The following is a 21,903-nucleotide window of genomic DNA, read 5'->3' on the forward strand; positions in this document are numbered from 1 at the left end:
TGTGTTTGATTTGTGGTTATTTCAAATCTAAAAATTGGAACATCCTATTTTTTTACCCCCTTAGCGGAATTTGCGAAAGAAAATATACGTTACCGAGTTGGATTATCATTAACGTCATATTTTTAAAATAATCTTTTTCTTGGAAAAAGGGTTGACATTTTTGATAATTCTCCGTAAAAACAGGTCGGCAGTGTAGCCGCCGGTAAAAAAAAGACCCCGCTAGGCGGAGTCTTTTAATTTGTAAAGAAAAAGCCGTGATGCATTCAGTAACGGATAATGTATTTATTCTTGCCGTTGTTAAAGCGTCCGCTAGCGTCACGGTTGTAGATTTTTGTCGGTTCGAATTTTTTTGTGTGTGCGGGGGGAAGTATTTTGGTTTGCTGTTGAGGAATGACCGTGTATTCGCCGATAGCTTCTATTTTAGGATCAATATCGCATTTGTAATATTCATCCCAAATTTCATAATATAGAACGGAATAGTTTTTTATATATATTGTATCACCTATATTTAGATTTAATTCACATGGATAAATAATTCTCGAATCGGCTTTTTTTGACATTGGAGACTCAATTTCGTAAGATAAGGTTGCATTTTCTAGCCAAGCTGCGCATCCCCAACTTTCTTCTGATGCGCTGTTATTATATAGAGGATTGTTTTGATAATGGACTGTTACACTGGAACAATAGGGTACTCCGTGTCTTATGCATTCCGGCAAAAATTGAGCCTCTGCTGTTGAGTCTACAATTCCAGAAATGTTTATAGTGTGTTTTAGGCTGGGAAATGCCGAAGAATCGGCTCCGTCAAATGAATCCTCTGCCACTTGTTGCATTCCTGGAACATAAAAAAAAGAGCATTTTCCCGCAAAAACGTTGCTACAAGCAATAAAAGCAATGATAATGAGTAAGGAACGCATACCTGTAATATATATTTATTTTAAATGAAAAACAAAAATTGTTTTTTTTTGTAAAAAGATGTAAACTTGTAAAACTTGTAGGCAAAACAAATATAAAATAAAGTTATGAAAAAAATAGTAATTATTCTATCGATTTCTATGGCATTTGCGGCAAATTCTCCCTTTAATCGAGTGAGGGTTGCCTCTTATAATCAAGATGGTGAACCAAAGGAAGAAATAATCGATTTGTCGATTTGCCTTGAAAGAAATCTGGCATCTTCTGAAAAACAGGGGTATGAAGAAGTTATAGGTTATTATGCCGATGGTTTGTACGAGGTGTCAAATGGGGGGAACTATTTGGGCAATGTTGTAATCTATACAGGGGGAAGATATTGTCCTAGTACGACTATAACGTGGAAGAGTGAAAATATTTGGCCAGGAGCATCAGGGTCTTTTTCCTATAATTGGGGAGGAATTGCAGTATCCGATAATTGGGATGGAGGGGATAATCATTTACAGACTGATTCTATGCGTTTTGACTTTGGTATGGCCTTGACGCATGAGACAGTTCATTATTTTTATGGATTGGATGATGAGTATGCAAAAACGAGAATACCATTTCTGGTCACGGCGGATCCTGTTTTGGATAAAATTACAATAGTAGATAATAGGCCGGATTATAGAAGAACTTATCAGCCAACAGAATTTCAGGATCGCCTATCCCCCTTTGTTTATGGTACACCTGTTGTTTTTTTGCCGCTAACGGAAACCTCAACAATACCTCTTGGTTTGAGTGGAGGTCATCCCTATGGAGATGGAACATGGATACGAGACTATGCGACTATAGATCAGGTTTGGGATAACTCTAAAGAGGGAACATACTCATTTAATTTAAAAGATCCAAATGGAAATCGAGTAGATATCCGCGATGAGGGTATAGGAGAATGGACATTTGATTTGCCAGAATATTCTTTTTTTAATGGTTCATCAGTGTATGCTATGAATAGGATCCGTGTAGCGAATTCTATAATGCATTATCAATATGATGTGGCAAAATCAAGAGGTTGTTCACCAAATGGAATAGATGATATTCAGTGGCAGTGGGCAAATCTGAGTACGGAATTTAATATTAATCCATACTCTGCTCAAGGAATTTGTTGTCGTGTAAATGGAAAACCATCTTCCGGTTGGGATGTTGTTTCTAGAAATCCCATATACGACAGGGTGTTTGGTGTGTATCCAGGAAATGATTTTCGGTACTGGTTTAAATCCCTTCGAAAAAGAAGACCTACTGCGCAGGATGTGTTTTCTGCAAAATCATATCTAATGAACTATAACCAGGTTACGGGCAAGGTATTTAATGGTTATGCTGTCTGGTTATATGATGGCCGGTGTGGACAAGAGAAAACATATGAACTCCCCTATATGAAGGTCGAACTTGCAGGGAGATCTCAGACTGAGTACAGAAATGATACGCATAAGTATCTCAATATCAAGTGGGTGGATCGCCCAAAAATTGAAACTATTGTGCTTATAGATGCATCTAATAGTATGAATAATGGTGATAAATTGTCGAATGCCAAGCAGGCCGCAAAGTACGTTTCACAGGCATTTTTGAGCGCAGATCCCAACTACGATGTTTCAAATATCTCAGTTGGAGTATATGCTTTTAATGGAAAAGTTTCTACTGTCCATGCATTTGCGAATAATCCCTCTGCTATGCAAATCAATGACGAAATAGATGCAATTACTACTAGTGGCGCCACCTCGTTGTATGATGCTCTCTATACAGCTATCAATACTTTTTCATTGGATGATCCGTCCAGTATGAAAATAATGTATGTCATATCCGATGGCTTAGACAATATGAGTAAGAAAACTCGGCAGGAGATAATAGATCTTTATAAGTCCAAAGATATATCAATTCACACTATCGCTTATGGATCAAATGCCGATAGAAAATTATTGTCTTCGATGGCAGCGGAAACGGGTGGGATGTATTTTGAAGAGGAAGATGGGTTTACCATTAAAGTGCTTAAATCGATTGCGCCAGTTTTGTCTTCTGCGCCGGGAAATACACAGATTGCTTCAGGAATGCTTTCTCCATCGCAGATTTCTGCAGATATTCATATACCGCAAAGGGCCCAGCGAGTTCGTGTTTATGTTTCGTACAGTGGAGAAAATTCACAAAGCCCAATCGCCATATCTTCTCAGGGGAACTCGGCAATTTCCGTTTCCACCACATCCAATGTAATTGGTAATACGACGTTTTTTACGGCCGAGATTGATTCAGCAACCCTTACTTCAATTACTTCATCCACAATCAGGGTGGAAAGCGCGCTTGCTGATGAGGGATTAGATTATATGGTTGTTGTTACTGGCGAATATCAAGAGCACTCCGTGAACGCTACGCTTGCTCCAGAAGGTTTGTTTGAGTGGCCTGCGCAGAAACATTTTGTTGCTTCGGTTCGTGGCCTTGATGGCCCATTGACAGGCGTTTCTGTAACGGGAAAATTGATTAGTCCTAATGGGAGTGTTCAGGATTTTGTCATGGTTGATGACGGCACGAGTGGAGATTTTAAGGCTAGTGATGGGCTCTACTTTGCAAATCTGCCTACTATAAGCGCAAATGGGGCGTATCAGTGGGAGATAACTATGTCTAATCAGAATAGAACGGCGCATACCTCGCGTGAGGGTCGTTTCATTTCGGATACCGTTCCGTTTGTAGAAAAGGTAGATTCTATTCCGTTTGAGTTTGTCAAAAGTGGACAGTTCATCGTTATGGGTTGCTGTTCTGATGAGCCAATGGACAAACTTGTGAAAATTTCGCCAGAAAATCCGGTGTACGCTTACCTGCAGCCTCGATCGGATACGGATCGTTTTGAAATAGTGTCCACTCTTGCTGGCAAGAGTTATTTGTTGATGATGTCCTCATTGGATATGGGCTCCTTTGACAGAGTTGAGGTATATTCTCCGTCGAATCCTTCGCAACCAATCTATTTCGTAAATGTTGAGCAGAGTGGCTCCGGTTCAGTTTCTATTCCGCTTTCAGCGGAATATGCAAAACCTGGTAATATTATCTCTGTTGTAGGAATGAATTCTGTTGGGGCGAATTATGACCTATTGTTATTGGAAAAAGATGCTGCTGAGTTTGCTGTGGGTCGATTTGAGGTTGCTTCTGATTGGGGGTCATTGCATACAACGCTTTCTCTAGATACTGAACGCAAAAGTGAGGGTTTGACCAGTCTTGTTAGCCCCGCGGGATGGAAAATCATAGAGAGCCGGAATATATCCACAGTGGATTTTGAAGTTGTTGGAGAGAAGATGAGTGTGGATGTGTTTGTACCTTCAACTACGCAGAATCAGTATTGGGTTGGTAATCTTGAACTGTGGTTGTACATACCATCGTCAAATATGCGGATACAGCTTGGCGAGCAGATTCAATTGCAACCCTATTTTGGGAACTGGAAATCGTATGAATTTGATGTTCCTTTAAATGCTCGTGAGAAATTGTCTGAATTGCATGATGACGTCCATTTCCAGATAGTCTTAAATAGTGCGGATTCGCTTTGGATAGATAACCTTCGCTTTGTTGGGAATGTGGCGGATAATCCCGTGAATAAGGCGGAGCCCCAGTGCCCAGAAGATAGTGGATGCAATCCGGCAAGGCCGATAGTCTTGCGGGTAAATGAATCTATTCGTGTTGCTTCGGAGGGGGAACTCTGGATAGAAATAACTGGATTTCCCGATGATTGGACTCCTGCGAGTGTTGCACTTGGGATTTCTGCCGAGGATGGAGGTGAACTGATTGGAGGTTTGTCCTATGATGGTGGAATATATGGGCTATCTGGCTGGTATATGGAAAAGTATTTCGGTTATGTTAGGGGTAATCGTTATTTGATTAGGTTGCAAAATATCGGAAATCGTCCTTATCGATTAAATGCGTGGGTCTCGGGTCAGGCTATGGATGTTGCTGCAATGGATTTTATATACAAGGTCAATTTCTTTGCACGATAAAAAAGACCCCGCCGGGCGGAGTCTTTTAATTTGTTTGTAACGCGTGGCTTAAAGCGCGATTATTAGTCGTCGTTCAGGTGCGTCGGCATCAGGAGGAAGCTGAACCCGAGATTGTCGCCTACCGGTTCAATGATGCAGGCGCCGATGGGGTTGTTCATCTTCATGATGGTCTCTTCGCTCTTGCACATGCTGAAGATTTCGGAGAGGTAGCGGCCGTCGAACCCGATGCTGAAGTTGCCTTCGCCGTTGTGCGTCACTGCGAGTGCTTCGCGGGAATCGCCACCGACATCCGGGTCGCTTGCGCTGAGTTCCATGTTGTTGCCGTCAATCTGCAGGCGCACCTTGTGGGTACGCACGTTCGCCATGGCAATCACGCTGCGCATCTTGTTCTGGAATTCGACCGTGTTCATCTGCACGGTGCGTTCGAAGTTCTGCGGAATCACCGCACGGTAGTTGGGGTACGGTCCTTCGAAGAGCTTCGAGATAACCTGGGTGGAACCGGTGTTGAAGAGGATGTGCGTTGCAGACGTACGGACCTCGACTGTAGCATCGGGCTTCACCATGTGGAGGATAAGCTGGAGGGCCTTCTTCGGGATGATGGCGCCGTTCGTGAGGTTCGCGCCTTCCTGTTCGATGGAGGCACGGCCCAGACGGTGACCGTCGGTCGCAATCATGGAAATCACGCCGTCCTTGGCTTCAAGATAGACGCCGTTCAGGTTGAGGCGGATAGTGTCGGTCGAGCAGGCGAAGGTCGTCTTTTCGGCGAGGAAAGCGAGTTCGCTTGCGGCAAAGTTGAGGGATTCGCCTTCGGAGACTTCGGGGAACGGCGGGAAGTCGCTCGCGTCGATACCGCTGATGGAGGCCTTGCCCTTCGCGCTCCACTGGATGGTGGCGAGGTAATCCTGCACGTCGAAGGTGACATTCGTGATGCTCGGGTCGACGAGGCTCTTCACGAGGTCGAGCAGCTTGCGCGCGTTGATGACCACGGAACCGTCGCGTTCGCCCTGGACTTCGACCTTGACCCTGATACCGAGGTTCAGGTCGGTCGCGCTCACTTCGAGGAAGTTGCCTTCCAGGCGCAGAGCGAAGTTGTTGAGAATCTGGATGGTGGACTTGTTGGGGACTGCGTTGATGGCTGCCTGCAGTACATCCAGGAAAGCGTTCTTTTCGATCACGAACTTCATTGTTTAGGCACCTCTCTGAATAAGCATCGTACCCACGAAGAATACGACCGCAATAATTCCGATAATTACGATAACCCCTTTATTCAGGGCGTTCTTTTTGTTTGGCGTAAAATTTTTGACGTTCTGCTTAGCGCGTCTGCGTTCGCTTCGGCTCATGTTATGTCTCCATTGTTTTTTACAATGAAAAACTACTATTTTTTAAGGCCGAGCGAGGTAAGATTTATGAACGGAACGGCTCTAAACAAGATAAAAAGCAAGGCGCTGGGGGTTGCCGGCACCGCACTGAGCAGGGTTGAACTGGCTACGGAAGAAGGTAGGCTCAAAACCAAGTTCCAGTCCCTCGGCCAAAAGCTCTACAAGGCGGTCCAGGGCGACCTTCTTTCCACCATCAAGGACGACCCGTCGGTGGTGGAACTCATCGGCGATATCGAGGAGACCAAGCGCCGTATCGAAGACCTCGAGGCAAAGATTGCCGGAGGGGGCCGCTAGCCCGTGCGCAAGCTCGAAGTCCATGTGTTTACGGAACGGACGTCCGGCAGCAAGAACTTCCGGCTGTCGTTCTGGCGCATACTCCTTGTGCCGGTGGCCATACTGCTCGCGGCAGTCGGGTTTATCCTGTTCTCCCCGACACAGATTATAGACAACTTAACAACAGACGATATCGTTTCGGTTTACCGCCAGAACAAGGCCATCAAGGAAGAAATCAAGGGTATCCGCGAGACGGTGGACGAATCTATCCTCAAGGCGGAGGAGACGAAACTCCTGCGCGACAGCACCATGAAGCTGAGCGGGCTCGGGTTTACGCTGGACGATGCCCTTGGCGAGGAATCGGTGCCGTTCTCTTCCAGGAAGAGCCTGCGCGAAATCGAGAGCAGCTTCAAGAGGCTCTTGAAGGGAATCGAGGCGGATTCGGCGCTGGCGGCGCGCTTCCCTGTGATTCACCCGCTCAAGAACGGGCACGCTATAAGGAACCGGTTCGAGATGATTCGCGACCCGTTTACCGAGATTGAACTGCCGCACCGCGGGATTGACTACGTGGCCGATGTGGGCGACACGGTGTACGCGACAGGCGCGGGCATCGTGATGGAGGTACGTTCGCACCGCGGATTCGGACTCTCGATGAAGATTAGCCACCTGCCGAAGGTCCGCACATTCTACGCGCACCTGGGGCATGCGCTGGTACGCGAGGGCGACGTGGTGCGCCGTGGCGACCCGATTGCGACCGTCAACGAGAGCGGGCGAGAATCCGGCGTGGGCCTGCATTACGAGATTCGCTTGGACGGCGTGCCCGTGAACCCGGAAGACTACTTTATTACAAAGTAATTGATGATGGATGATTGGGGTGCGGGTTACGGGATGTTTATTGCGGGATTGAGAAGTTTATTGCGGGAGGTGTAGAGGTTTATTATGAAACAGGCGCCGTTTGAACAGAATATCATCGCGATGGTGTGGGACTGCGACAAGACCCTCATCAGTTCGTACATGCAGGAGCCTCTGTTTCGCCACTATGGCGTGGATGGTAAAACATTCTGGGCCGAGGTGAATGCGCTCAAGGAACGTTACGGCGCGCAGGGCATTTCGGTGAATTCCGATACAAGCTACCTGAACCATATCCTTACCTACGTGAAGGCGGGGCTCTTCAAGGGGCTTTCTAACAAGCTGTTGCGCGAGTTCGGCAAGGAACTCGTGTTTTACCCGGGGCTCCCGCAGTTCTTTGGCGAAATCAAGAAGCTTGTGGAAGACGACCCGAAGTACAAGGCGTTCGATATCCGGCTGGAACATTACGTTGTCAGTACTGGGTTTGCGGAGACGATTCGCGGGAGTTCCATCGCGCCCTACGTGGAGGGCATTTTTGGTTGCGAGTTTATCGAGAACCCGCTGCAGCCCGGTTTTTTGGATGCGGCCGGAGACCTGAAATCGGGGGCGTCTGCCGCGGAACTCGGCCTGGTTCCGGCCTGCGAGATTTCGCAGGTCGCCTGCGCGCTCGACAACACGAGCAAGACCCGCTACCTGTTTGAGATAAACAAGGGGAGCAACAAGTATCCCGATTCCATCGACGTGAATTCGGCGATTGCCCGCGAGAGCAGGCGCGTGCCCTTCGAGAACATGGTCTACATTGCGGACGGCCCGAGTGACGTGCCCGCGTTCAGCATATTGAACTACAACGGCGGTTCTACCTTTGCGGTGTACCCGAAGGGCGACGTGAAGGCCTTCCGTCAGGTGGAGGCTCTCCGGCATGCCCAGCGCGTGCAGATGTTCGGCGAGGCGGACTACGTGACGGGTAGCCAGTCGTGGCTGTGGCTGACCGAGAAGGCCCGCGCCATCGCCGACCAGATTGTGGCAAGGAAGCAGGCCGCCATCCGCAACAGCGCCGGCGCCCCGCCGTCTCATATTACATGACCGTTCGCGCTTGATTCATATAAGGCCCCTCCGGTTAGCGCTCACTTTCGCCTACACGACCGATTGATATCGGTCGCTCTGGCTCACCTACATGACCGTTCGCGCTTGATTCATATAAGTCCTCTCCGGTCAGTGCTCACTTTCGCCTACGCGACCGATTGATATCGGTCGCTTCGTCTCACGTGACTGCTCATCTGGTTTAAATATCTTTTATTATATTTATATTACCTTTTACGGCTCTCCGGACCCGGATTGCCGTTTTGGGCGTTTTTCTATAAAGTTTTACCATACTTTTAGGATTGTTAATGACGTATAAGTGCAAACGTGGAATTTTGATTAGTAAGACCCCTTACGAGACGCGCTATGCCATTATGGAAGATGGCGAACTGGCGGAACTCGTGGTCGAGGGGAGCTCTTCGAATCAGGTCCAGGGTAATATTTATAAGGGTGTCGTACAGAAGGTCGTTCCTGCGGCCGGGCTTGCCTATGTAGATGTAGGGCTCGGCCAGGACGGTGTCTTGCGGCAAGAGGATGTCTTTGACGCGAAGGCCGCGCTCGAACGCAGGTTTGATGACGACGATTCGGATGCCTACGGGCAGTCCGCCATAACCGACGTGCTCCATGAGGGCGACGAGATTATGGTGCAGGTCTCGAAGGAGGCCGCGGGCGGCAAGGGCGTGGGGCTCACCATGCGCGTGACGTTCGCAGGTAGCCTGCTGGTCTGCATGCCGGGCACGAACTTCATCGGCGTGTCGAAGCGTGAACGTGACATTGCCCGTCGCCGCGAGGTGAAGGGGATGATCAACCGCCTCAAGGCCGGCGACGTGGGTTACATCGTGCGTACCTCGGGCATGGAAGCGACGGAGGAAGCCCTCCAGCAGCAGATGCAGGAACTCGAGGCCCTCTGGAACCGCACCAAGGAAAACTATGCGGGTGCCACCGTCGGTACCTGCGTGTACGAGCAGTCCAATTCCGCGGGCCGCGCTATCGGCGAATACTTCAATGGCAACACCGACTACGTGTACGTGGACAACCGCGACGAGTACTTCTCGCTGCGTGACTACCTGCGCAGCGCCGCTCCCGAGATGCTCGACAAGGTGAAGCTCTGGAGCTCTAGCGAGAGCCTCTTTGAATATTTCAAGATAGAGAACGACTACGCGCGTTCTCTGCAGCGCCAGGTACCGCTCCCGCGTGGCGGAAACCTCGTGATCGAGCAGACCGAGGCCCTCATGTCCATCGACGTGAACACGGGCCCCAAGGTGCACGGCAAGGACCAGGGCAAGATTATCCTCGAAACAAACATCGACGCCTGCCGCGAGATTGCGAAGCAGCTTAGACTCAGGGATGTGGACGGCTTTGTCATTGTGGACTTCATCGACATGGAGACCGACAACGACCGCGAGATTATCTACCAGGAATTCGTGAAGGCCGCCCGCCGCGACAAGGCAATCGTGAAGCCTTCCCCGATTACTCAGTTCGGGCTCATGGAAATTCGCCGCGAACGCGTGCGCGAAGATTCTTACAAGAGCAAGTTCTGCCCGGTGTGCCGTGGCGGTGGCCGCATTGCCACGCTCGAGTCGGCCCTCGGGACAATCGATCGCTGGATGGCGCGTGCCCACTCGAAGGGCGGCCTCAAGCAGGTGACGCTCGTGCTCAGCTCCCCGATGGTGGAGGTGCTGGTGCGTGACCGCGCCCGCATGCTGCACTACCTGGAATACAAGCACGACATGAAGGTCGAACTCATCGAGGACGACCGCGCCCACGTGAACCAGTTCTGGATGTTCAACGACCAGAAGGAAGACATCACCGAGCTCTACGACTTCGTGGAGTCCGATGCGCCCGCGAAGCCTACGCGCCCCAAGCGCGGCAACATGCGCGGCCGTAACAAGGTGAAGCGCGAAATCCTCATCAGCAAGACTCCTTACGAGAAGCGTATTGCCATCATGGAAGACGGCGAGCTTGCCGAACTCGTGGTGGAAAGCGTTTCCTCTACCCGCGTGCTCGGGAATATATACAAGGGCGTGGTGCAGAAGGTATTGCCCGCGCTCAAGGCCGCGTTTATCGATATCGGCATGGAGAAGGCCGGGTTCCTGCACCAGGACGATGCAATGGATCGCAGTGAACTCCTGCGCCGCGAATACGGTGACGACGATGACGAAGATGGCCCGTCCAAGGAAATCTCTATCGACGAGATTCTGAAGGAAGGCCAGGAAATCATGGTGCAGGTGGTGAAGGAACCCATCAGCACGAAGGGTGCACGCCTCACGACGCACCTGAGCTTTGCGGGGCGCTTCCTCGTGTGCATGCCGGGTACCAACTTCATCGGCGTGTCGAAGCGTGAACGCGACCCGGCCAAGCGCCGCGAGTTCAAGAAGGTGGTGCGCCGCCTCAAGGCCCGCGACGTGGGCTACATCGTGCGTACCAACGGCCTCAACGAATCCGAATTCGAAATCCAGAAGCAGATGCGCGAACTCGAGAGCAAGTGGGAACAGACCAAGTTCAACTTCGCGAACCAGCCCGCCGAAACCTGCATCTACGAGGAATCCGATTCCATCGAGCAGACTGTGCGCGAGTACTTCGGCGAGAACACCGACTACGTGTATATCGACAACCGCGAGGAATACCTCGCGCTGCGCGACTACCTCAAGGTGCTTTCTCCGGACAAGCTCGACAAGGTGAAGCTCTGGGACAAGAACGAGAGCCTGTTCGAACATTTCAAGATAGAGAACGACTACGCGCGTTCCCTGCAGCGCCGCATTCCGCTCTACAACGGGGCGAACCTCGTAATCGAGCAGACGGAAGCGCTTGTCTCCATCGACGTGAATCTCGGGCGTGCCCGCGGCAAGGACAGGAACAAGCTCGCCCTCGAGACGAACCTGGACGCCTGCCGCGAAATCGCGAAGCAGTTGCGCATGCGTGACGTGGGCGGCCTCATCATCATCAAGTTCATCGAGATGGGCGCGGATTCCGACCGCGATGCCGTGTACCAGGAATTCCGCAAGGCTATCCGCCGCGACAAGGCGCCGATTAGCCCTGCGCAGATTAGCCAGTTCGGCATCATGGAAGTTACCCGCAAGCGCGTACGCGTGAACCTCATGACCGAGAAGACGGAAATTTGCCCGGTATGCCGTGGCGGTGGCCGCATCGCGACGCTCGAATCCACGATGGGCGAGATTGACCGCTGGATGGCACGTGCCCGCAACAAGGGCAAGCTCCGCGAAATCAACCTGGTGGTAAGCACCATGATGGTCGACGCGCTGTGTGCAGATTCCCTGCGCCTCTACCGTTACCTGGAAGCGAAGCACGGGATCAAGATAAACCTCGTCGAGGATACCTGCGCCCACGTGAACCAGTTCTGGATGCTCGACCGCAGCAACGAGGACATCACCGAACTCTACGGAACGGTATAGCGTACCGCGCCCGGCTTGCCGGGCACGCTCGTTTATCGAAGTTCGTTTTAACAAAAACGCCCGCGGATTTATCCGCGGGTTTCTTGTTGCAGAAAGAGAGAGCTAGTTCTTTTTCTTCTGGTCGTTTCCGTTCAGGACGTCGCCCAGGTTGATGGCGTTCTTGCCACCGCGACGCACGCCCCACAGCAGGTCGCGCGTGATGTTCGAGGCGGTCCTGCGGCCAACCATCACCTTCACGTGCAGGCGGGCGATGTAGGCGCCCGTACCCACGAGGCGTCCGTCGTCGGCGCGCATGTTCCACGCGAGGAACAGGTTGCCCGGGTTGGCAAGGCAGCCCGCGTCACCGTAGACTTCCTTGTCGGAGCAGAGGATGGTTCCCGAACTGCCACCCACGTAGTTGCCCAGGTGCGTGTAGTAGTGCGTCTCGTACTTGAGCTTCACGTCGTCGGGTTTCGCGAGAGAGAGTGTGCCGTCGCGGAACTGCTCGATGTTGCTTGCGGTAATCGTGCCGTTCTTGATGGCGTCAATTACTTCTTCGCTCACGCCGGCCTTCTTGAGTTCCTTCTCGGAGATGTTGCCGTCGATGATATCTTGGAACAGTGCCCCGACATCCATATCGGCCGCGGTCTTGATGTTCATGATGGAATCACGGCTCGCTTCGATACCGCGCTGCACGTATTCCTCGAACAGGTCGAGGTCTTCGTCACTCAGTTTGCTCTTGTAGTTGTCGGCGGTAATCGTGCCTTCGGTAAACCCGTTGACGGCCTCTTCGCTGAACCCGCCTACCGCGCTTGCCGTGATGCCTGCGATAAGCTGGGCCACGGATTCTTCCTCGGTAATCTCAAGTACAGTGTACGTGGTGTCGTCTTCGCCGCTGTTGAGCAGCGTGGATATAAGCGCGTCGAGGCTCGCGATGTCTTCGGCGGTCTGCGTCTGGATGAGTTCAGCCACGTCGAAGCCAATCAGGTGGCCCTGCACTCCCTTCTCGTCAGAGACCTGCTTCGCGTCGGCATCCTTGTTGGTGATGAGGATGGGCTGCGTCGTTGTCGGGTTCTGCACAATCGGGTTGTTGGGGTCAAGCGGCAGCACGTCGGCGCCGGTAATCTGCATATCCTGCTGGCCCGTGATGCGTACCATCGGCGTGTACTTGTGCGGCTTGTTGCTGCTCATGTCTTCGCCGAGGTTCACCGTGGAGCCTCCCTGCGGTACAAAGCCTATGGAGTCGCCCACGGAGGGTATCACAGCGTCGTAGGTGCTTACGTTGAACAGCAGAACCATCTTGCTCTGCGAGCTGGAATTGCTTGCGCCTACGGGTTTTTCAGGATCCACGACGGCACCGGCGCGTACGCAGTGGTACCGGAACATGTCCTTGAAGTGCTCCATCGATTCGCTGGTAATCGCCTCGCTGAAGGTGAGTTCCAGTTCGTGCCCGCTCTTGGTAATGCTCTTTACCGCCTGGGTGACAATCGGGTTTACCTTGTCCGTAAGCGGGTCGGCCGCAATGTGGAAGTGGTAGCCCTTGTTGTTCTCGGTGTAGGTGAACCAGGTGTCGATGCTACCCGTATACACGTCTTCCTTGCCGCCGGTGAATATCAGGCTGCTGAAACCGCACGGCTTGTAGGGCTCGCAGGCGCCCTCGGTTACAATCGTGAGTTCAGTCTTGTTCCCGTGGATGTGGAAGTTCTCTTCCTTCTGTACCGGGAATCCTTCGCCGAACGCGAACTTCAGGGAGTCTAGGTGGTTCTTGCCGCCGAGTTCCTTGTTGAACGTGATGTGCAGGCTGTCGCCGCGTCCGTCGCCGTTACGGTCATAGAATTCTGCGCTGGAGATTCTCGGAATAGGCGGTTCCTGGAACACGAGGTTCGTCCATACTGCGGCAGAGGCCGCGGCTCCCTTCGCCTGTAGCGTCGCGCCCGTTACGGGAGCGTTCGCGATAACGTAGAAGGTCGCCTTGCCCGTGGAGTCGAGCACCACCTTGTTTATGGGCTTGCCGGTCTCGTCGACGGTCTTCAAGTTTAGGTCAGAAGAATTGAGGTTCACGTTCTGGTTATAGAGCGTGACCGTCGCCCAGTCCTCGAGGAACATCACCTGTACCTTGTACATCTCGTACGCCCACTTGCCAATCTGGAGCGTGTCGCCCGAGACCTGTGCACCGAGCGGTTTCCATTCTTCTGTCGCGTACACGAGAGTCGGGACCTTGTAGGGCGGAATGGTGAACCATACGCCGGTCTTCTGCGTGGGGTCGGTCTTCAGGGTGATTTCCAGGTAGTAGTGGCCCGGAGCAAGTCCGTTGTTCTCGACGATCCTTGCGGTGTCGATGGTGAACTTCGCGCTGCTTTCATCGATCATGATGCCTTCGTACAGCCATTCGCCGGTCTTGTCGAGCATCACGCCGGCATCGCCGAGATTGTTGCCGGTGAGGCGGAAGTTCGAGGGACCTTCGGTCGTATCGATTGCGCCGCCTTCGTTCGCGTCGAAGTCACAGCTGAGCGCGTCGCCCTTGGTAATCTGCCAGATGTCGTAGTTCTTGGGGCTCCAGGGCTTGCCCATCGCGACCGCATTGAGCGAGTCGCTGGTAAGGAATATGCTTGCGTCGGTGTGCAGGTCCATGGACGTGCGCATCATGAAGTTAGAGGAACTGGTATGGCGTTCCACGTAGAAGATGTGGAACGGGTATTCCTTGCCTTCGACAAGGCCGAGTGTGTCGAGGTCCACGGAACCGACGACTTCGCTGTGCTGCCCGCCGAGGTCCACCACCAGGCGGTTGTTGATGAACACCCACACGTCGTCATCGCCCTTGAATTCGAACTTCTGGCCGTGGACGTATTCAAACTTTGCCTGGAACTTCATGGTGAAGCCGAAGTTGTGCTTCTTGTTCTTCTTGTCGTTCAGTTGGTCGAAGAAGATGTTCTTGACCGTCTTGGCGTCATCGAGGTATTCGAGGTCGTCGAGCAGGAAGAACCCGCCTTCCGGGCTGCTGCCGTTCTTCTGGCCGTACCAGTAGCCTTCCTTGTCAAGTTCAAGATCGACGTCGCGGCAGGCGGAGTTCGTGTATTGCTTGCCGCTTGCATCCTGGCCGATTACGACGGGCAGGAACCAGTAGTCGAGGTGGTCGGAAAGCTTGCAGTCTTCCGGGAAGGTCGGCGAGCGTACGGGGACTCCGTTCGGGCCGAGCGTTTCGCTCACCATGCCCGCCATGTAGCTGGTACCCTTGCTGTCCTTGGCGTTGTTCTTGTAATCGTTGTATGCGCCGCTGCAGCCGCCGCTACCGAAGTCGTTGCTGGTGGCGAAGATTGGGTTGCCGAAGTAGGTATCCTTGGCGCCGTTCGCATAGGGCTTGCTCGAGGAATTGGAACATTCGATGCCGTCACAGCCTTCTCCGTGTAGCCAGTCGAACATCATCACCTGGATGGTGCGGACGGGGCATTGCCCGAGCACGCCCGGGTACTGTGCGAACATTTCGGGTACGTCGTTCTTGAAACTCTGTATCCAGAGCGTGTCGCTCAGGGCGGCGATGCTGTCGAGCACGATTTCGCTGCCTATGGGGATGCCGCCTGCGGCGACTTCCTCGTTACCTTCGGCACCCACGTAGGTGTAGCCGATGGTCTGCTTGAACCTTACGGTGAAGTTTGTCGCGGGCGCGTTCTTGACCTTAGTCTCGAACCAGCCGCAGTAGTTCTTCACCGCCGACATGATGGTTTCGGTGCCGTTGTAGATGAGCACGGCATTGGTGTTCGTCCAGTGCGGCATGAACCGGATGATTTTAGTTGAACTTGTGGTGGCGGCCGGTTGGCCGGGTTCACCCCCGGGTGCAGTTTGTGATGCAGCGCACACTGCCATGACTAGGGTCAACAGCAATACATGAGTAATTGACTTACACACAATCTCGCTCCTTTAACATCCCTGTATAAAACGCGATAACTCTTCTATATAAATATGCCTTATTGTAAGCAAAAAAGCAACTATATAATTATTTACAACACAAGAACATACGCGAAAAAGGGGCGTTTTTCGCGTATTGAATGTTAAAGGAATTTTACAATAGGGTGTAAAGGTTCCGAAAAACCCTTTGATGCCCTACTTTTTCTTTTTCTCGTTCAGGATGTCGCCGAGGTTGATACCGTTCGTGCTCCCGCGGCGCACACCCCACATCAGGTCGCGCGTGATGTTCGATACCGTCCTGTGGCCCACCATCACCTTCACGTGCAGGCGGGCGATGTAGGCGCCCGTACCCACGAGGCGTCCGTCGTCGGCGCGCATGTTCCACGCGAGGAACAGGTTGCCCGGGTTGGCAAGGCAGCCCGCGTCGCCGTAGACTTCCTTGTCGGAACACAGGATGCTGCCCGAACTGCCGCCCACGTAGGTGCCGAGGTGCGTGTAGTAGTGCGTCTCGTACTTGAGCTTCACGTCGTCGGGTTTCGCGAGCGAGAGCGTGCCGTCGCGGAACTGGTCGATATTGCTTGCGGTAATCGTGCCGTTCTTGATTGCCTCGATCACCTCTTCGCTCACGCCGTTCTTCTTGAGTTCCTTCGCGGAGATGTTCCCGTCGATGATATCCTGGAAGAGCGCGCCCACGTCCATGTCGGCGGCGGTCTTGATGTTCACGATGGTATCGCGGCTCGCCTCGATACCGCGCTGCACGTATTCCTCGAACAGTTCGAGGTCTTCGTCACTCAGTTTCTTCTTGTAGTTGTTCGCGGTGATGCTCGAGTCCATGAACCCGGTGATGGCCTCGTCGGTGAACCCGCTGATGGCGCTCGCCTTGATGGCCTCGATGAGCTGCGCGATGGATTCCTCCTCGGTAATCTCGAGCACGGTGTACGTGGTGTCGTCTTCGCCGCCGTTCAGGAGCGTGGAGATGAGCGCGTCGAGGCTCGCGATGTCTTCGGCGGTCTGCGTCGAGATGAGCTCGGCGACGTCGAAGCCTATCAGGTGGCCCTGCACGCCGAGGGAATCGGACACGTGCTTCGCGTCGGCATCCTTGTTGGTGATGAGCTTCGGCTGCGTGGTGTTCTCTTCGTCCTGCACAATCTCGTTATTCGGGTCGAGCGGAAGCACGTCGGTGCCGGTAATCTGCATGTCCTGCTGGCCCGAGATGCGTACCATCGGCGTGTACCTGTGGGGCTTGTTGCCGCTCATGTCCTCGGCGAGGCTCGTGGTGGAACCTCCCTGCGGTACAAAGCCTACGGAGTCGCCCACGGAGGGGATTACCGCATCGTAGGTGCTCATGGTGAACAGCAGGGTCATGGAACTGTTCGAAGAACCGTTGTCTGCGCCTACGGGCTTTTCGGGGTCGACCTTCTCGCCGCCGCGCACGCACGAATAGCGGAACATGTCCTTGAAGTACTGCTTCGTGTCTTCGGTAATCGCCTCGCTGAAGGTGAGGGTGAGCTCGTGCCCGCTCTTGGTGATGCTCTTTACCGCCTGGGTGACAATCGGGTTTACTTTATCCGTAAGCGGGTCCGCCGCAATGTGGAAGTGGTACCCCTTGTTGTTCTCGGTGTAGGTGAACCAGGTGTCGATGCTGCCCGTGTACAGGTCTTCCTTGCCGCCGGTGAATATCAGGCTGCTGAAACCGCAGAGCTTGTAGGGCTCGCAGGTGCCGCTCGAGACAATCGTAAGTTCGGTGTTGTTGCCGGAAACTTTCCAGTTTTCCTTTGTCTGTACCGGGAAGCCTTCGCCGAACGCGAACTTCAGGGAATCGAGGGTGTTCTTGCCGCCGAGTTCCTTGTTGAACTTTATGTGCAGGCTGTCGCCGCGCCCGTCGCCGTTACGGTCGTAGAATTCCGCGCTGGAGATTCTCGGGATGGGCGGTTCCTGGAACACGAGGTCGGTCCAGACGGCAGCGGAAGATGCGGCGCCCTTCGCCTGCAGCGTCGCTCCCGTAACGGGCGCGTTCGCGATAACGTAGAACGTGGCGCGGCCCGTGGAGTCGAGCACCACCTTGCTGATTGCCTTGCCGGTCTCGTCGACCGTCTTCATGTTCGGGTCGCTAGAGGAGAGGTTTATGTTCTGGTTGTAGATGGATACCTGCGCCCAGTCTTCCTCGAACATCACCTGCACCTTGTACATCTCGTACGCCCACTGGCCAATCTGGAGCGTGTCGCCCGAGACCTGCGACGTGAGCGACTTCCACTGCTCGGTAGCGAACACCAGCGTGGGCACCTTGTACGGCGGGATGGTAATCCACACGCCTGTCTTCTGTTCGGGGTTGTTCTTGAGCGAGACCTCGAGGTAGTAGTGGCCCGGGGCAAGCCCGTTGTTCTCTACGATGCGTGCGGAGTCGATGCTGAACTGGTACCAGTTGTCCTCGATGGTGATGCCTTCGAACCATGTTCCTGCGGTATCGAGCATTACGCCCGCTTCGCCGAGGTTGCCGCCGGTGAGCCTGTAGTTGGACGGGCCTTCTACCGTGTCGACGTCTGCAAGTTCGTTCGCGGAGAAGTCGCAGCTGAGGGCGTCCTTCTTCACAATCTGCCACACGTCGTAGTTCTTGATGGCGGGCGTGGAGCGCAGGTCGGTGAGGAATATGCTCGCCTCGGTGCGCAGGTCTATGGAGGTGCGCATCATGAAGTTCGACTGCGTCTGCTTGCGTTCGGCGTAGAAGATATGGAACGGGTAGGTTTCGCCCTCGGTAAGCCCGAGCGTGTCGAGGTCCACCGCGCCCGATGCCTTCGTGTGTTGCCCGCCGATATCGACCACCAGGCGGTTGTTGATGAACACCCACACGTCGTCGTCGCCGTTGAACTCGAAGTACTGTCCGGGCACGTATTCGAACTTCGCCTGGATCTTCATGGTGAAGCCGAAGTTGTGGTAGCCCTTGTTGCCGCTTAGGGAGTCGTAGTTCACGTTCTCGACAGTGCCTTCCTCGTCGAGCCAGCGGAAGTCGTCGAGGAAGAACAGCCCGCCTTCGGGGCTGCTGTCGTCACGCTGGCCGAGCCAGAATCCGTCGTCGGTCAGTTCGAGTTCCAGGTCGCGGCAGGTGGCGTTCGTGTACTTCTTGCCGCTCGCGTCGGTGTTGATGACATCGGGTAAGAACCAGTAGTCGAGATGTGTCGCGTTCGTGCAGCTGGAGGGGAGTTCCTGTACGCGCACGGGTACGCCGTTGCTGCCGAGTACGGGTTCGACCATCCCCTTGGTGAGCGTGCAGCCGTCTGCGCCGAAGTCCTCGTTGGTGCCTTCGCCGCGCCTCGGGACCCCGCGCGCCTCGTAGCCGTTGCGTCCGCCCCTTTCGGAACCGTCGTACCAGTCGAACATCATTACCGAGAGTGTCTTTACCGGGCAGTCGCCCAGGCGGTTCGGGTATGCGGAAAACTGGTCCGGGGGGCCGGAGGGGTTGCCGATAATCCACAGCGTGTCGTTGAGTGCCGCGATGCTGTCGAGGTTGATGGGTTCGCCTACGGGGGTGAGCCCGCGTGCTACGTGCTCGGGGCCTTCCGCGGTCACGTAGGTGTTGCCGATGGTCTGCTTGAACATGACCTCGAAGCCGGTGGCGGGTGCGTTCTTGACCCTGGCTTCGAACCAGCCGCAGTAGTTCTTGACCGCGGTCATGGTGGTTTCGGTGCCCTTGTAGTTCAAGATGGCGTTGGTGTTCGTCCAGTTCGGCATGAACCGGATAACGACGTTAGAACCGCCTGCAGCATCTCCGCCGGCAGGTTCCTGTTCTGTAGGTGTTTCCCTGTTGTTGTCTCTGCCGTTCCCGTTCCCGGGCTGTGACATAGCGCACATCGAGGCGATGAGTGTCAACAACATGACACGGGTGATAGCCTTATACCACACAATAAACGCTCCTTAATAAACATCCCAATCAGTGGGGCGATACTATAAATATCGCTTATTTTGGGTAAAAATGCAACAGGAGGCAGGGTTCCAATTTAACATAAGCGTGCAAAAAACGTGCATAAATCATACTTGAAACGTAAATAAAAGTTTACTACAAGGCGAAGGGTGCCGTTTTTGGGTCTGGCTCCGGTTTTTCCCGCGGTTAAAACCTACTTTTTATACGTTCAACAAACAGTTTTTTTTGGAGATAATTTATGAACCGTGTATATCTGGTTGCTTCTGCCAACATGGAAGCGAAGGTCAAGGAAGTCGTCGACGGCGTTGCCGCTGCCGGCCTCAAGTCCGCCACCTACAAGCCGTGCGTGAACGGTGCCGAAGCCGCCGCCGAACTCAAGGCGCACAACTCCGCCGTGCTCATGGAAAAGATTGCCGCCGACTTCCTCAAGCAGAATTTCGATTCCGTGGATGCAGTCGTGGTGGAAGGCGCTGTTGGCATGAGCGACGTGATGGCCCAGAAGTTCAACGACACCCTCGCGACCGCGCTCGACGCGAAGATCTATTCCGATAGCGAGGATGCCGACCTGTTCTGCCCGTGCCGCCTGCTGCACTGCGGGAAGTGCCTCGCGAAGGACCTCGCCGCAGAACCTGCCGAACGCAAGACGAGCCAGGCGATGTTCCGTGCGGGCCTGCTCCTCAAGGCGTCCAAGGCGAAGAAGCGCATTGTGCTCCCCGAAGGTAGCGAACCGCGTACCGTGCAGGCAGCGAAGCTCGTAATCGACCGTGGTATCGCGGTTCCCGTGCTCGTGGGCAAGAAGGAGGAAATCCTGAAGGTCGCGAAGGAACAGGGCGTGCAGCTCCCGGCTGACATCGAAATTATCGAACCGAGTGCGGAACTCGCCGAAAAGTACGTTCCGACGCTCGTGGAACTTCGCAAGTCGAAGGGCATGACCGAAGACCAGGCCCGCGCGGCTCTTGCAGATAACGTAATGCTCGGTACCATGATGCTCAAGATGGGCGAAGTCGACGGCCTCGTTTCCGGTGCCATCCACTCTACCGCAGATACACTGCGCCCTGCCCTGCAGGTCATTAAGTGCGCCCCGGGCGTGAAGTCCGTGAGCTCCGTGTTCTTCATGTGCATGCCTGGCAAGACTTACATCTACGGCGACTGCGCCATCAACCTGAACCCGACCGCCGAGGAACTTGCAGGGATTGCCATGCAGTGCGACGACACCGCCAAGGCCTTTGGCCTCCCGAGCCGTGTCGCGATGCTCAGCTACAGCACCATGAACAGCGGCAAGGGCCCGGATGCAGACCTCGTGCGCGAAGCGACCAAGATTGTGAAGGAAGCCCGCCCCGAGATGCTCGTGGATGGCCCGCTACAGTACGATGCCGCGACCGTGCCGAGCGTTGGCTCCCTCAAGGCTCCGGGCAGCACCGTCGCCGGCAAGGCGACCGTGTTCGTGTTCCCGAGCCTCTCTGCGGGTAACATCGGTTACAAGGCCGTGCAGCGTAGCGCGCAGGGCACCATCGCCATCGGCCCCATGCTCCAGGGTCTCGCGAAGCCGGTGAACGACCTGAGCCGCGGCGCCCTCGTCGAAGACATCGTGTACACGATCGCCCTCACCGCCGTCCAGGCGGGGTAATGAAACCGCTCGTTCGTCGTATCGGGTGTTGAAACCTCCGGTTTCTCACTCGCTCCCACCTAAAGGTGGCCATGTACACTAAGCGCTAAAGCGCAAGTGTCCAAAGGTCGCAACCGCCCTCGGTTAACACCCGAGGGCTTTGTTGCTCACGGAAGTCTCGTCACACCGAAGCCTTGCGTAGCAAGGCAAGTGTGTCCATTAGCATATATCAAAAAAATCGGCTGCGAAATAGCAGCCGATTTTTTTGGATGCCCTTGTCAAGCAAAGCTTGACTGCGGCAAGACATTTCATATTATTTCTTGTCTAACTTCGCGTTGATTTTCTTCTTCAGTTCTTTCAACTGCCAGCGCCCGCGCTTGTCTTCCATAAAGTAGCTTGTACATTTTTTTTACAATAAGATAATTGACTTTATCAAGGGGGAAATATATTTTATCCTTGTTGAACGGTCGTGAAAAAGTAGTTTGATAAAAAAAGAATTTTGGACCATGCAGGAGTTTAATAAGAGGGTAGCATAAGCTACTATATTCATTGCGCAACCCCAAAAAGGTAAAACAATGGCAAAAGTCAACTACAA

General features: G+C 53.6%; 11 protein-coding genes. 6 read left to right on the forward strand and 5 right to left on the reverse strand.

Annotated elements, in window-relative coordinates:
• Positions 1-263: 263 nt before the first annotated feature.
• Entirely contained in the window at positions 264-914 is a 651-nt protein-coding gene (locus BUB22_RS16480) for a hypothetical protein (RefSeq protein ID WP_139259038.1), read from the reverse strand.
• A 105-nt stretch (positions 915-1,019) separates the two neighbouring features.
• On the opposite strand from BUB22_RS16480, the gene BUB22_RS14990 reads away from it, so the two are divergent.
• Positions 1,020-4,910, forward strand: a complete 3,891-nt coding sequence (locus BUB22_RS14990) for a VWA domain-containing protein (RefSeq protein ID WP_083535580.1) — start codon at positions 1,020-1,022, stop codon at positions 4,908-4,910.
• A 62-nt stretch (positions 4,911-4,972) separates the two neighbouring features.
• Here BUB22_RS14990 and dnaN read toward each other — a convergent pair whose 3' ends face one another.
• Complete coding sequence (gene dnaN, locus BUB22_RS14995) at positions 4,973-6,094, reverse strand: DNA polymerase III subunit beta (RefSeq protein WP_072807601.1); 1,122 nt, start codon at positions 6,092-6,094, stop codon at positions 4,973-4,975.
• A 222-nt stretch (positions 6,095-6,316) separates the two neighbouring features.
• Between dnaN and BUB22_RS15000 the strand changes: the two genes are divergently transcribed.
• From BUB22_RS15000 to BUB22_RS17155, 4 genes are all read left to right on the forward strand, one after another.
• The gene (locus BUB22_RS15000) at positions 6,317-6,583 is read left to right on the forward strand and encodes a hypothetical protein (protein WP_073116393.1); all 267 of its coding nucleotides are present in this window, start codon (positions 6,317-6,319) and stop codon (positions 6,581-6,583) included.
• 3 nt (positions 6,584-6,586) lie between these two features.
• Positions 6,587-7,417, forward strand: a complete 831-nt coding sequence (locus BUB22_RS15005; protein WP_072807603.1) for a M23 family metallopeptidase — start codon at positions 6,587-6,589, stop codon at positions 7,415-7,417.
• 84 nt (positions 7,418-7,501) lie between these two features.
• Positions 7,502-8,494 carry a haloacid dehalogenase-like hydrolase gene (locus tag BUB22_RS15010; RefSeq protein ID WP_073116394.1) on the forward strand — a complete coding sequence of 331 codons (993 nt, stop codon included), beginning with the start codon at positions 7,502-7,504 and terminating at the stop codon, positions 8,492-8,494.
• A 332-nt stretch (positions 8,495-8,826) separates the two neighbouring features.
• Positions 8,827-11,904 carry an Rne/Rng family ribonuclease gene (locus BUB22_RS17155; RefSeq protein ID WP_254794767.1) on the forward strand — a complete coding sequence of 1,026 codons (3,078 nt, stop codon included), beginning with the start codon at positions 8,827-8,829 and terminating at the stop codon, positions 11,902-11,904.
• 102 nt (positions 11,905-12,006) lie between these two features.
• Here the strand turns inward: BUB22_RS17155 and BUB22_RS15020 are convergent, their stop codons facing one another.
• Positions 12,007-15,654, reverse strand: a complete 3,648-nt coding sequence (locus BUB22_RS15020) for a fibro-slime domain-containing protein (protein ID WP_073116398.1) — start codon at positions 15,652-15,654, stop codon at positions 12,007-12,009.
• A 327-nt stretch (positions 15,655-15,981) separates the two neighbouring features.
• Positions 15,982-19,656 carry a fibro-slime domain-containing protein gene (locus BUB22_RS15025; protein WP_083535582.1) on the reverse strand — a complete coding sequence of 1,225 codons (3,675 nt, stop codon included), beginning with the start codon at positions 19,654-19,656 and terminating at the stop codon, positions 15,982-15,984.
• A gap of 284 nt (positions 19,657-19,940) precedes the next feature.
• On the opposite strand from BUB22_RS15025, the gene pta reads away from it, so the two are divergent.
• On the forward strand, positions 19,941-21,329 hold the full coding sequence (pta, locus tag BUB22_RS15030) for a phosphate acetyltransferase (protein WP_072807608.1): 1,389 nt from the start codon (positions 19,941-19,943) through the stop codon (positions 21,327-21,329).
• A gap of 287 nt (positions 21,330-21,616) precedes the next feature.
• Here pta and BUB22_RS16930 read toward each other — a convergent pair.
• Positions 21,617-21,903, reverse strand: a 287-nt coding sequence (locus BUB22_RS16930) for a hypothetical protein (protein ID WP_217650377.1), incomplete at its 5' end; no start/stop codon positions are given.

Source organism: Fibrobacter sp. UWCM, assembly GCF_900129735.1.
GTDB lineage: Bacteria > Fibrobacterota > Fibrobacteria > Fibrobacterales > Fibrobacteraceae > Fibrobacter.